The following is a 12,965-nucleotide window of genomic DNA, read 5'->3' as shown; positions in this document are numbered from 1 at the left end:
GAGTGACGACGAACCGCCTTCGGCCCGACGCCGACCAATCGCCGACCTGAGTTCCGAGATCGGCGCGTCCGGGGCCCGGAGGGCCCCGGCCCGGCCGTTGATCCCGGGGGCGGGGCTCCGTCCCGATTCAACCGCACCCTGCTGGACGAGTGGACCTACGCCCGCCCCTACCGCTCAGAAGCCGAACGACGCGAGACGTTTCCCGACTGGCCGCATACCTACAATCACCACCGCGGACACACCGCGCTCAAGGGCCAACCACCCGCCAGCCGCGTCCCCAACCTCACAGGGCAATACACCTAGTGAGCCGGTCTTGAGGTCTGGTCTCGCCACGTGAGTCGTGTTCCGTTTCAGATCACGGTTCAGCCGGTGACAGTCACTGTGGTCTGCGGTCTGCTGTTGCCATGGGGGACAACAGGCTGGAGCCGCTGGTGTTGTCCGAAGCCGAGCGGCTGACGTTGCAGGGGTGGGCCAAGCGCCGAACTACAGCGCAGGGCCTGGCGAAGCGGGCACGGATCGTGCTCGCGTGTGCCGACGGGCTGAGCAATACCGCGGTGGCCGCCCGGCTGGAGACCGACCGCAAGACGGTGGCCCGGTGGCGGGCCCGGTTCCTGCGTGACCGGCTGGACGGTCTGAGCGACGAGCCGCGCCCGGGGGTGCCACGCACCATCACCGATGCCCAGGTGGAACAAGTGGTGGTGCGCACCTTGGAAGAGGTCCCGGCCGGGGCGACGCACTGGTCGAAGCGTGAGCTGGCCAGGCGGGTGGGGATCTCGCCGTCAAGTGTGCTGCGGATCTGGCGGGCATTCGGGCTACAGCCGTGGCGCACGGAGAACTTCAAGATCTCCCCGGATCCGCTGCTGATCGACAAGATCCGGGACGTGGTGGGCCTGTATCTGGCGCCGCCGGCGAACGCGGTGGTGTTCGCGGTGGACGAGAAGCCGCAGATCCAGGCCCTGGAACGGACAGCGCCTGTGCTGCCGATGGTGCCCGGCACGCCGGAGCGGCGCAGCTTCGACTACGTCCGGCACGGCACCATCGACCTGTTCGCGGCGCTGAACATCGCCACGGGGAAGGTGATCGGGAAGCTGTCCGCACAGCACCGGGCGGTCGACTTCCGCGGCTTCCTCGACGAGATCGACCGCCAGACCGAGCACGGCCTGACGGTCCACGTGATCTGCGACAACCTCTCTGCCCACAAGGCGCCGGCGGTGCACGAGTGGCTGCTCGCGCACCCACGGTTCCATCTGCACTTCACACCCACGTACTCGTCGTGGATCAATCAGGTCGAGCGATGGTTCGCCGAACTGGAGCGGCGCTGCCTCGAACGAGGTGTGTTCTGCTCCCTCGACGAACTCAAGACCGCGCTCGAAGACTGGATCAAGACCTGGAACGAAGACGCCAGGCCGTTCAAGTGGACCAAGACCGCCGACCAGATCATCGACCGGATCTGCCGCTACTGCGACAGGATCTCCGGACCAGCTCACTAGCGCACGGTCCGCGTGTGGACGTACTCCACGAGACGGGTCAGGGCGTCCGGGTCGGTGCTGGGCATGACGCCGTGGCCGAGGTTGAAGATGTGGCCCTCCAGGCCGGTGGCGGTGTCGAGGACCTCGCGGGTCTTGGTCTCGACGGCCTCCGTGCCGGCGAACAGGACGGTCGGGTCGAGGTTGCCCTGGAGCGCCTTGCCGGGGCCGACGCGGCGGGCGGCCTCGTCGAGGGGGACGCGCCAGTCGACGCCGACGACGTCCGCCCCGGCCTCGCCCATGAGGCCCAGCAGCTCGCCGGTGCCGACGCCGAAGTGGATGCGCGGGACGCCGTACGACTCGACGGCCCGGAAGACCTTCGCCGAGGCGGGCAGCACCGAGCGGCGGTAGTCCGCCGGGGCGAGGGCGCCGGCCCAGGAGTCGAAGAGCTGGACGGCCGAGGCGCCCGCCTCGATCTGGACCCTGAGGAACGCGGCCGTGATCTCGGCGAGGCGGTCGAGCAGGTCCGCCCACAGCTCGGGGTCGCCGTACATCATCGCCTTGGCGTTCTCGTACGTGCGGGACGGGCCGCCCTCGACGAGGTAGCTGGCGAGGGTGAAGGGGGCGCCGGCGAAGCCGATGAGGGGGGTCTCGCCGAGCTCGGCGGTGAGCAGCCCGATCGCCTCGGTGACGTAGGAGACGTCCTCGGGGGTCAGGTCGCGCAGCTGGGCGAGGTCGGCGCGGCTGCGGATCGGCTTCTCGACGACCGGGCCGACGCCGGGCTTGATGTCGAGGTCGATACCGATGGCCTTGAGCGGGACGACGATGTCGCTGAAGTAGATCGCCGCGTCCACGTGGTGCCGGCGGACCGGCTGGAGGGTGATCTCCGTGACCAGCTCGGGCCGCATGCACGACTCCAGCATCCCGATGCCCTCGCGCACCTTCAGGTACTCGGGGAGCGAGCGCCCGGCCTGCCGCATGAACCACACCGGTGTGTGCGGCACGGGCTCGCGCCTGCACGCCTTCAGGAAGGCGGAGTTGTACGTGGCGGTCGGCTGGTGGCCCGAGGGGCTGGCGTTGGCACTCACGCAGCAAAGTCTCGCACGCCCGCTTGACAGCGACGGCCCGGGCTGTGGACAACCGGGACCCTGCTTTTTCCGGCCACCGATCCCGGCCGCCGTTCGCTGAGCGCGATGCGACCGTGACCCAGCGCACGGGTGTCTTGCCCTGCGCCGAGGCCCGGTTCCCCTTAATGTTCCGGCATGGCTGCGGCTCAGGGACGACTGTCGGACGGCGCTGGCGGGATGGACGACGCGAAAGAGGGGGAGCGCGATGCTACGGAGACGGCACCGTTGCCGTTCCGCTCCGCCGTCGAAGCGCTGCGGGCCACACGGCCGCGGCCGGAGATCGAGATCGAGTCGACCAAGCCACCACAGCGGCTCGCCCCGTACGCGTACGCCCTGGAGGCCGCGGTCGTCGAGGGCGACGAGGATCTGGCCGACGGCCGGCTCGTCCTGCTGCACGACCCGGCGGGCCACGACGCCTGGCAGGGCACCTTCCGGCTGGTGACCCTGGTCCGTGCGGAGCTGGAGCCCGAGATGGCGGCCGATCCGCTGCTGCCGGAGGTGTGCTGGTCGTGGCTGACGGGCGCGCTGCAGTCCCGGGGGCTGTCGTACGGGGAGCCGAGCGGGACGGTGACGCGAGCGAGCTCGCACTACTTCGGCGGGCTGGCGACGCGGCCGGCCGCGTCGCAGATCGAGATCCGGGCGTCCTGGACCCCGCGCGAGGTCCTGGGCGGCGTCCCCGACACCGCCGCGCATCTCGCCTCGTGGTGCGATCTGCTCGCCCAGATCGCGGGGCTGCCTCCGGGGGCCGACCCCGGGGACGCGGCGGTGGTGACGCTGCCGCAGCGGCGGGGGCCGCAGTCCCGCTGAACGCTTCGTAGCACCTCGCAGCATCTCGCAACACCTCGTAGCACCTCGTAGCACCTCGTAGCACTGGAGCAAGGGCCGTACGCCGTGGGGCGTGCGGTCCTTTTTCGCGTCCTCGCCACGCCGATGGAAACCATCTCTTTGTCGATACGGCCACTTTCGGCCTTGTATCGACGCGAAGCGACACCGTTCGGTCTTCGAATGATCGAAGACGTGTCCGAATTGCACGGATTGTTACTCACTAAATCGTGATCATTCTCTAAAGGAGCAGAGGTTTGATGCCGAAGACCTCTGTGACCTTGAAAGCACGGTTCGTCCCGGCTTCGACCCCACGAGCCGACGAACCCGCCCCCGTCCCGTACCCCGGAGGCCTGGTGTCCGTTCTCCTCGAGCAGCCCGCAAGCCTGGTCGCCTACCGTCCGAACAAGCCGACCGCGATGGTGGTGGTGGCGGATCCCCGGGTCCGGTCCACCGTCACCCGTCACCTGTGGGCCCTCGGGGTCCGCGACGTCATCGAGGCCTCGTCGATCGCCGAGGCCCGTCCGCGCGTCGGCAACCCGCGTGACATCTGCGTCGCAGACGTCCACCTGCCGGACGGTTCCGGCCTGACCCTCCTCTCCGAGACCCGCGCGGCGGGGTGGCCCAACGGCCTCGCCCTCTCCGCCGCCGACGACATCGGCGCCGTACGCAACGCCCTCGCGGGCGGTGTGAAGGGATACGTCGTCACCGGCACCCGTACCAACATCGGACTGCCCACCCGCCCGGGTGCCGCCCCCATCGGCTCCGCCGCCCGTATGCACCGCCGCCCCCCGGGCGCCCCGAGCCACCCGGGCGGCTACCGGGAGCTGTCGGGCCGCGAGGTCGAGGTGCTGCGCCTGGTCGCGGAGGGACAGTCGAACAAGGCGATCGGCGTCTCCATGGGCCTGTCCGCGCTCACGGTCAAGAGCCACTTGGCCCGAATCGCACGCAAGCTCGGCACCGGCGACCGCGCCGGGATGGTGGCGGTGGCCCTGCGCACCGGGATCATCCACTGACACGGGGGGAACCGAGACCGGAAGAAGCCGGGATCGTTCATCGATGTCCGACCCATCCTGATTCGACGGAAACATTCACTGACACGTGTGACACATGACTGGTTTACGACCCTGCATGGCCCGTCGGCGGAACGTTCCGTCGGCGGGCCTTGTCCATACACAGATACCCTTGACAGGTGACCGACGCCCAAGAGACCGCAGCAGACAGGACCCTGCGAACCACCGGAGGCGCCCCTCCGGACGACGGCGGATCTTCTGAAGCGGGGGCGCCCGTCCCTTTGCTGGAGCCGCGCGACGGCATTCCGGCCGTGATCGCCGACGAGTCCTCGCTCGCCGCGGTGATCGCCGCCTTCGCCGCGGGCTCCGGCCCCGTCGCCGTCGACGCCGAACGCGCGTCCGGATATCGCTACGGCCAGCGGGCCTATCTGGTGCAGCTGCGCCGTGAGGGCGCGGGCACCGCGCTGATCGATCCGGTCGCCTGCCCCGACCTCTCCGGCCTCGGCGAGGCGCTCTCCGGCGTGGAGTGGGTGCTCCACGCGGCCACCCAGGACCTGCCCTGTCTGCGCGAGATAGACATGGTCCCGACCCGGATCTTCGACACCGAGCTGGCCGGCCGGCTCGCCGGGTTCCCGCGGGTCGGCCTCGGCGCGATGGTCGAGGGCGTCCTCGGCTACGTCCTCGAGAAGGGCCACTCCGCGGTCGACTGGTCCACCCGCCCGCTGCCCGAGCCGTGGCTCCGGTACGCCGCGCTCGACGTGGAGCTCCTCGTGGACCTGCGGGACGCCCTGGAGAAGGAGCTGGACCGGCAGGGGAAGCTGGAGTGGGCGCGGCAGGAGTTCGACGCGATCGCGTCCGCTCCGCCCGCCGAGCCGCGCAAGGATCCCTGGCGGCGTACCTCCGGGATGCACAAGGTGCGGCGTCGGCGGCAGATGGCGGTCGTACGGGAGATGTGGGAGGCGCGGGACCGGATCGCGCAGCGGCGGGACGTCTCGCCGGGCAAGGTGCTGAGCGACGCGGCGATCGTGGAGGCCGCGCTCGCACTGCCGGTGAACGCGCAGGCGCTGGCCGCACTGAACGGGTTCGGGCACCGGATGGGACGGCGCCAGCTGGAGCAGTGGCAGGCCGCGGTGGACCGGGCCAGGGCCTTGCCCGACTCCTCGCTGCCGGCGCACGGGCAGCCGGTGACCGGGCCGCCGCCGCCGAAGGCCTGGGCCGACAAGGACCCCGCCGCCGCGGCCCGGCTGTCCGCCGCTCGGGCCGGGGTGTCCGCGCTGGCCGAGCAGCTCACGATGCCGCAGGAGAATCTGATCACTCCGGACACGGTTCGGCGGCTCTGCTGGGAACCGCCGAAGTCGTGGGACGCGGAGTCGGTCAGTGCGGCGCTCGCGGGGTACGGGGCACGGGCCTGGCAGGTCGAGTTGGTGACGCCGGTGTTGGTGGGGGCGATGTCCGCCACCGCGAAGGCCAGGGAGGCCTGAGCGCCGCAGGGGCGTCCGCGCGTCGGCGGGTTACTTCGTAGCCCCTCTCGTGAAGCCGTTGTAGATGAACCTCTGCAGGGCCAGGAAGACGATCAGGGTCGGCAGGATCACCAGGACCGCTCCTGCCGAGATCGTTTCCCAGTGGGCGCCGAAGGGCCCCTTGAAGCGGAAGAGGGAGGTCGAGATCACGCCGAGGTCGTCGGAGGGCATGTAGAGGAAGGGGATGTAGAAGTCGTTGTAGACGGTGATCCCTTTGACGATGACGACGGTGGCGATCGCGGGTTTGAGGAGCGGGAAAATGATCTTCCGGTAGATCGTGAAGGCGTTGGCTCCGTCCAGGCGGGCGGACTCGTCGAGGGAGATCGGGATCGATCGCACGAACTGCAGGAAGATGTAGATCGAGACGATGTCGGTGCCCATGTAGAGGGCGATCGGGGCCCAGAGGGTGTCGAACATGCCGAAGCTGTCGACGATCTGGAAGGTCGCGACCTGGGTGGTGACGCCGGGGACGAGGGTGGCGACGAGGAAGAGCGCGACGACCAGCTTCCGGAAGCGGAAGGTGAAGCGGTCGATCGCGTAGGCCGCCATCGAGCCGATGAGGACCGTTCCGGAGACGGCGAAGAAGAGGATGAAGGCCGTGTTGCCGAAGGCGACGAGCATCTCGCCGTCACGGAAGGCCGTCGCGTAGTTCTCGAAGTTCAGGAAGCTGTCCGGCAGCGTGAGTGCGCCGCTGTCGTCCGCCATCTGCCGCTCGGTCTTGAGCGAGGTCAGCAGGACCACCAGGAGGGGCAGGAGGACCACGATCGACGCGCCGACCAGGGACAGGTAGGTGAGGGTGCGGGCAACTCGCCTGCGCGTCACCGGGGTTGGAGTCGTCAGTGTCGTCATACGAGGTCCACCCTGTCGTCGGGGACCAGTCGGCGTTGCAGCCACGTCACCGCCAGGATGATCAGCAGCAGGACGACCGCGGCGGCGGACGCGAGGCCCGTCTTGTTGAACTGGAACGCGAGCTTCACGGTCTGGATCACGAAGGTCTCGGTGCCGGTGGCGCCGCCGGTCATGATGTACGGGATCTCGAAGACCGAGAGGGATCCGGAGATCGAGAGGATCACGCTCAGGCTCAGGACCGGGCGGATGCCGGGCGCGATGATGTACCGGAACTGGTGCCAGCGGTTGGCCCCGTCGAGTTCGGCCGCCTCGTACAACTCCCCCGGGATCGACTGGATCGCGCCGAGGAAGAGCACGAAGTTCAGGCCCATGTAGCGCCAGACGGAGACGCCCGCGAGGGAGATGTTCGCGGACGTCGACGTGCCGAGCCAGGCGCGGTCGGACTCGTGGCCGAAGAGGGCGAGGACCGAGTCGAGGGTGCCGCCGTCCTGGAAGAAGTACAGGAAGACGAAGCCGATCGCGACGCCGTTGATCAGGTACGGGAAGAAGAGGAGGCCCTTGAAGAGGTTCCGGAAGCGGACGTTGAAGCTGAGGATCGTCGCGAAGTAGAGGGCGGCGGCTATCTGCACGGCTGACGCGGCGAGGTAGTAGCCGCTGACGAAGAAGACCTGGAACAGCTCGGGGCGGGTGAAGATCTCGATGTAGTTGTCGGCACCGGTGTACTTCAGTTCGGGGCTGACGCCGTCCCAGTCGGTGAAGCTGTACGCCAGCATGTTGGCGACCGGGGCGTAGGTGAAGGCGATCAGCAGGGCCAGCGGGGCGGCCAGGAAGAGCCAGGGGGTGAGCTTCCGCCAGAGGCGCACCTTGCGGGGTGCGCGCCGTGGCGTGGGAGGCGGGGGCGCGGCCGTGGAGGGCCGCGCCGCCTTCTCCGTCGCGTGCGAGGGGGCGGTCGTACGCGTGTGGGGCATCAGGACCCCACGGTCTTCCGGGCCTCGGTCCAGCGCTCGCTGAGGTCGGCGAGGAAGTCGTCCAGGCTGCCGTCCTTGGCGCCGCGGGCGAGGTCGACCAGGTCCTGGCGGTACGCGGGGCCGTAGAGGCCGACCTCGGAGGCGCTGTCGATCTCCTTGACGAGGCCGCCCTTGGCGTCGTCCAGCTCGATGAGCTTCACCCCGGCCTCCTCGTACGGCTTCAGGGCCTCGGGGAGAGGGGCGTCCTTGAGGATCGAGGGCAGCAGGTTGTCGTCCGCGTAGCCGGACTCGGTGGAGAACCAGTCGATCCAGGCGCGGGCCGCCTCCTTGTGGTCGGAGTTGATGTTCACGGCCTGGCTGTAGTCGGGGCTGAGGACCGCGCAGAACGTGCCGTCGACCTGGGCGGGGAACGGCATGAAGCCGATGTCGTCGGGGTTCGTGCCCGCCTTCTCGGCGGCCTGGCGGAACTGCAGGACCGCCCAGGAGCCGAGCCAGGCGGTGGCGATCTCGCCCTTCGCCAGCCGGGGCTTGGAGCCCTCCCAGTTGGTGGTCGTCGGGTCCTTCTCGATCAGGTCCTGCCGCACGATGTCGTGGAGCAGGGTGTCGCCGACGCGCAGGTCCTCGCCCTCCGCCCAGGGGTCGCCCTCGGCGAGCCGTGTGGTGGCCCCGGTGTCGCAGCTGACCGAGCCGGCGACGTAGGTCCAGGACGTGAGCGGCCACTGCGCGGCGAAGTTGGTGTAGTACGGCACCGCGTCCGTCTTCGCCCTGATGGCCTTCAGGGCGGTGAGGAACTCGTCCGGTGTGGTGGGCCAGTCGGTGACGCCGGCCTCGGCCCAGACCTTCTTGTTGTAGACGAAGCCGGGGGTGCCGCCGTTCGTGGTCTGCCCGTAGACCTTGCCGTCGACGGCGGTGAAGTCGGTGAAGCGGTACTTCTCGCTCAGCTCCTTCTCGGTGCCGAGCGAGGCGAAGAACTTGGGGTAGTCGTTCTTCTTGATGACGGCCGGGATCATCAGGACGTCGCCGTAGTTCTCCGTGTTCATACGGATCTTGACCTCGGCCTCGTAGTCCGTGAGGGCCTCGAACTCCACTTTGACCTTCGGATAGGTCTTGTTGAAGGCGTCCGCGTACTTCTTCATCGTGCCGTCCTGCACGATGTCGGTGCGGTGGGTGAGGACCTTGATGGTTCCGGAGACCTGTGACGGGTCATCAGGAGCCTTGGCGTCGGCGCCCTTCGAGCTGCCTCCACCGCCTGTGCAGCCCGAGGCGAGAAGTGCTGCGGCGACCAGTGTTCCGGTGAGCGTCCTTCGGTGGTTCATGTGCACCAGCTCCGTTCGGTACGGACGAGCACGAGTGGGTTGGCTGGTTCGGCACTCTGACAGTCGACACTGAACCGGTAAAGTCGCTATTTCGCCAAGGCTGTCGAAATATTTCGCGATACTGTCGAGGAATCGACTGGACCGGTTTAGGGAGCGCGCACACGGGAGGCCACACCGATCCGCCGACGGCGGGGCCGGCGCGGACGCCGTTCGACGTGATCGCCGGACAGGGGAGGCCGGAGTGTCGCATCCGGCGGCCACGCCCGTGCTGGTTCCCTGGGGATCCACCGCGCCCGCTCCGTGAGCGCCGCACGCCCCCGCGGGTTCGTTCGGGCTGGTCGCGCAGTTCCTCGCACCCTTGAGGCACGCCGATGTAACCGGCGGTAACATGGGGAACCCGTGTGACCTTCGCCGCTCCCCCGCCCAGGGGTGTGCAGCACTGTTACTCGTAAGTAGCATGGGGGCTGAGCGCCCGCTCAGCGGTTGCGTATCGCAGCAGTGCCGTCCCGCACCTCTGGAGGAGAGCCATCGTGCCTCGTACCGTCAAGGACGTCGTCTTCGTCGACGGCGTCCGCACCCCGTTCGGCAAGGCGGGCCCGAAGGGCATCTACCACGAGACCCGCGCCGACGACCTCGTCGTGAAGGCGATCCGGGAGCTGCTGCGCCGCAACCCCGGTCTGGAGCCCGCGAAGATCGACGAGGTCGCCATCGCCGCGACCACGCAGATCGGTGACCAGGGGCTCACCATCGGCCGTACGGCGGGCATCCTCGCCGGTCTGCCGCAGTCGGTGCCCGGTTACTCCATCGACCGCATGTGTGCCGGCGCCCTGACCGCCGTCACCTCGGTCGCCGGTTCCGTCGCCTTCGGCGCGTACGACATCGCCATCGCCGGTGGTGTCGAGCACATGGGCCGCCACCCGATGGGCGAGGGCGTGGACCCGAACCCGCGGTTCGTCAGCGAGAAGCTGGTCGACGAGTCCGCCCTGTTCATGGGCATGACCGCCGAGAACCTGCACGACCGGTACCCGACGATCACCAAGCAGCGCGCCGACGAGTACGCCGTGCGCTCGCAGGAGAAGGCCGCCAAGGCGTACGCCAACGGCAAGATCCAGGCCGACCTGGTGCCGATCTCGGTGCGCCGCACCAACGCCGAGGCCGGCGAGACGGGCTGGGGCCTGGTCACCGCCGACGAGCCGATGCGGCCGGGGACGACCCTGGAGAACCTGTCGGGCCTCAAGACCCCGTTCCGCGTGCACGGGCGGGTCACCGCCGGTAACGCGGCCGGTCTGAACGACGGCGCGACCGCCTCGCTCATCGCCTCCGAGGACTTCGCCCGCGAGAACGACCTCCCGGTCAAGATGCGTCTCGTCTCGTACTCCTTCGCGGGTGTCGAGCCGGAGGTCATGGGCTACGGCCCGATCCCGGCGACGGAGAAGGCGCTCGCCCAGGCGGGGCTGTCCATCGACGACATCGGCCTGTTCGAGATCAACGAGGCCTTCGCCGTGCAGGTCCTGGCCTTCCTGGAGCACTACGGCATCGCCGACGACGACGCGCGCGTCAACCAGTACGGCGGCGCCATCGCCTTCGGTCACCCGCTGGCCTCCTCGGGTGTGCGTCTCATGACGCAGCTGGCCCGTCAGTTCGAGGAGCAGCCGGAGGTCCGTTACGGCCTCACCACCATGTGCGTCGGCTTCGGCATGGGCGCCACGGTCATCTGGGAGAACCCGCACCACAAGGACGCCGGAGGCGACAAGTGAGCACCACCGAACTCCTCAAGGGCGCGGCCGAGCTGTTCCCCGACGAGGTCGTGACGTCCGCGCACGTACGCCACCTCGACCTGCCGTCCGGCGCCGGGCGCTTCGCGCTCATCACGCTCGACAACGGCTTCGACCACACCAAGCCGACCACCTTCGGCCCCGCGTCGCTGGCGAACCTGAACACCGCCCTCGACCAGGTCGAGAAGGAGGCCTCGGCCGGTGAGATCGTCGGTGTCGGTGTCACCGGCAAGCCGTTCATCTTCGCCGTCGGCGCCGACCTCAAGGGCGTCGAGCTGCTGAAGAACCACGACGACGCACTCGCCATCGGCAAGGGCGGCCACGAGGTCTTCAAGCGGCTGTCCGCGCTCGCCGTCCCGACCTTCGCGTACTACAACGGTGCCGCGATGGGCGGTGGCGTCGAGGTCGGTCTGCACTGCGCGTACCGGACCGTCTCCAAGGCCATCCCGGCCTTCTCCCTCCCCGAGGTCTTCCTCGGGCTGGTCCCGGGCTGGGGCGGCTGCGCGCTGCTGCCGAACCTGATCGGTGCCGACAAGGCCGTCTCGGTGATCATCGAGAACAGCCTCAACCAGAACAAGCAGCTCAAGGGCCAGCAGGTCTTCGACCTCGGCATCGCGGACGCGATCTTCGAGGGCGCCGACTTCCTGGAACAGTCGCTGATCTGGACGGCGAACGTCCTCAAGGGCGACGTCACGGTCGAGCGTCCCGTCATCGACCGCGGTGAGGCCTGGGACCAGGCCGTCGCCAAGGGCCGGTTCATCGCGGACGGCAAGGTGCACGGGGCGGCCCCGGCCGCGTACCGCGCGCTGGACATCATCGAGGCCGCGAAGAACGGCGACCTCCAGCAGGGCTTCGACGCCGAGGACGTCGCCCTCGCCGACCTGATCATGGGTGGCGAGCTGCGCTCCGGTATCTACGCCTTCAACCTGGTGCAGAAGCGCGGCAAGCGCCCCGCCGGCGCCCCGGACAAGTCGCTGGCCCGCCCGGTCACCAAGGTCGGTGTCGTCGGCGCCGGTCTGATGGCCTCCCAGCTCGCGCTGCTGTTCCTGCGCCGCCTCGAGGTGCCGGTCGTGCTGACCGACATCGACCAGGAGCGCGTCGACAAGGGTGTGGGCTACGTCCACGCCGAGATCGACAAGCTGCTGCTCAAGGGCCGGATCAACCAGGACAAGGCCAACCGCCTCAAGGCCCTGGTCACCGGTGTGCTGGACAAGGCCGAGGGCTTCTCCGACGCGGACTTCGTCATCGAGGCCGTGTTCGAGGAGATCGGTGTCAAGCAGCAGGTGTTCGCGGAGGTCGAGGCGGTCGCCCCGGCGCACGCGATCCTCGCCACCAACACCTCCTCGCTGTCGGTGACCGAGATGGCGTCGAAGCTGAAGAACCCCGAGCGGGTCGTCGGCTTCCACTTCTTCAACCCGGTCGCGATCCTGCCGCTCCTGGAGATCGTCCGGGGCGAGACCACGGACGACGCCTCCCTCGCCACGGCCTTCGCCGTCGCCAAGAAGCTGAAGAAGACCGCGGTCCTGGTGAAGGACGCCCCGGCGTTCGTCGTGAACCGCATCCTGACCCGCTTCATGGGCGAGATCCAGAACGTCATCGACGAGGGCACGCCGGTCGAGGTCGCCGAGAAGGCGGTCGAGCCGCTGGGTCTGCCGATGTCGCCGCTGGTCCTGCTGGAGCTGGTCGGCCCGGCCATCGGCCTGCACGTCTCGGAGACCCTTAACCGGGCCTTCCCGGACCGCTTCACCGTCTCCCCGAACCTCGCCGCCGTCGTCAAGGCCGGCAAGCGCGGCTTCTACGTCTACGACTCCGGCAAGCCGGAGCTGGACCCCGAGGTCGCCGCGCTCCTCGAGCAGGGCGATGTCGTCCTGTCCGAGGAGCAGGTGCGGGCCCGGGTCCTCGACGCCGTCGCCCAGGAGATCGGGCTCATGCTCGACGAGGGTGTCGTCGCCGAGGCGCAGGACATCGACCTCTGCCTGATCACCGGCGCCGGCTGGCCCTTCCACCTGGGCGGCATCACGCCGTACCTGGACCGCGAGGGCGTCAGCGAGCGCGTCAACGGCAAGAAGTTCCTGGAGACCGGGGTGGCTTCGGTCCCCGCGTAACCAC

10 protein-coding genes and 1 pseudogene are annotated in these 12,965 nt (G+C 69.0%); 7 read left to right on the top strand and 4 right to left on the bottom strand.

The window, feature by feature from the left end; translation table 11 throughout:
- Positions 1 to 111: 111 nt before the first annotated feature.
- Together OG202_RS37130 and OG202_RS37125 are read left to right on the top strand one after the other, a co-directional pair.
- A pseudogene (locus OG202_RS37130) lies at positions 112 to 303 on the top strand (integrase core domain-containing protein); the annotation flags it as partial.
- A gap of 101 nt (positions 304 to 404) precedes the next feature.
- Entirely contained in the window at positions 405 to 1,490 is a 1,086-nt protein-coding gene (locus OG202_RS37125; protein WP_327727393.1) for an IS630 family transposase, read from the top strand.
- On the opposite strand, the gene hemE is transcribed toward OG202_RS37125, so the two are convergent.
- Positions 1,487 to 2,554 (bottom strand): uroporphyrinogen decarboxylase, encoded by a 1,068-nt coding sequence (hemE, locus tag OG202_RS37120; RefSeq protein ID WP_326575811.1) that lies wholly within the window; start codon positions 2,552 to 2,554, stop codon positions 1,487 to 1,489. The two genes, OG202_RS37125 and hemE, sit on opposite strands and share 4 nt — an antisense overlap.
- A gap of 174 nt (positions 2,555 to 2,728) precedes the next feature.
- Between hemE and OG202_RS37115 the strand changes: the two genes are divergently transcribed.
- The 3 genes from OG202_RS37115 (at position 2,729) to OG202_RS37105 (ending at position 5,909) form a co-directional block, all read left to right on the top strand.
- Complete coding sequence (locus OG202_RS37115) at positions 2,729 to 3,400, top strand: DUF3000 domain-containing protein (protein ID WP_328224209.1); 672 nt, start codon at positions 2,729 to 2,731, stop codon at positions 3,398 to 3,400.
- Between the two features lie 371 nt (positions 3,401 to 3,771).
- Positions 3,772 to 4,431, top strand: coding sequence for a helix-turn-helix transcriptional regulator (locus tag OG202_RS37110; protein ID WP_033529424.1), 660 nt, complete (start codon positions 3,772 to 3,774; stop codon positions 4,429 to 4,431).
- A 176-nt stretch (positions 4,432 to 4,607) separates the two neighbouring features.
- Positions 4,608 to 5,909, top strand: a complete 1,302-nt coding sequence (locus OG202_RS37105) for a ribonuclease D (RefSeq protein WP_327727395.1) — start codon at positions 4,608 to 4,610, stop codon at positions 5,907 to 5,909.
- 30 nt (positions 5,910 to 5,939) lie between these two features.
- Here OG202_RS37105 and OG202_RS37100 read toward each other — a convergent pair whose 3' ends face one another.
- Genes OG202_RS37100 through OG202_RS37090 form a run of 3 tightly spaced genes read right to left on the bottom strand, consistent with a single transcriptional unit; the run spans position 5,940 to position 9,081 of the window.
- Positions 5,940 to 6,797, bottom strand: coding sequence for a carbohydrate ABC transporter permease (locus OG202_RS37100; protein ID WP_326575824.1), 858 nt, complete (start codon positions 6,795 to 6,797; stop codon positions 5,940 to 5,942).
- Positions 6,794 to 7,765: a carbohydrate ABC transporter permease gene (locus tag OG202_RS37095; RefSeq protein ID WP_326575826.1), complete on the bottom strand. Its 972-nt coding sequence runs from the start codon at positions 7,763 to 7,765 to the stop codon at positions 6,794 to 6,796. The genes OG202_RS37100 and OG202_RS37095 overlap by 4 nt, the downstream gene beginning before the upstream one ends.
- On the bottom strand, positions 7,765 to 9,081 hold the full coding sequence (locus OG202_RS37090; RefSeq protein ID WP_326575828.1) for an ABC transporter substrate-binding protein: 1,317 nt from the start codon (positions 9,079 to 9,081) through the stop codon (positions 7,765 to 7,767). Before OG202_RS37090 ends, OG202_RS37095 begins: the two co-directional genes overlap by 1 nt.
- Positions 9,082 to 9,611: 530 nt before the next feature.
- Between OG202_RS37090 and OG202_RS37085 the strand changes: the two genes are divergently transcribed.
- Positions 9,612 to 10,838 (top strand): thiolase family protein, encoded by a 1,227-nt coding sequence (locus OG202_RS37085; protein ID WP_326575830.1) that lies wholly within the window; start codon positions 9,612 to 9,614, stop codon positions 10,836 to 10,838.
- Positions 10,835 to 12,961 (top strand): 3-hydroxyacyl-CoA dehydrogenase NAD-binding domain-containing protein, encoded by a 2,127-nt coding sequence (locus OG202_RS37080; RefSeq protein WP_327727396.1) that lies wholly within the window; start codon positions 10,835 to 10,837, stop codon positions 12,959 to 12,961. The genes OG202_RS37085 and OG202_RS37080 overlap by 4 nt, the downstream gene beginning before the upstream one ends.
- Positions 12,962 to 12,965 lie beyond the last annotated feature (4 nt).

The organism is Streptomyces sp. NBC_00310, from assembly GCF_036208085.1.
Taxonomy (GTDB): domain Bacteria; phylum Actinomycetota; class Actinomycetes; order Streptomycetales; family Streptomycetaceae; genus Streptomyces.
The sequence above is the reverse complement of the archived record's forward strand: the minus strand, read 5'-3'. Positions and strand labels throughout refer to the sequence as shown.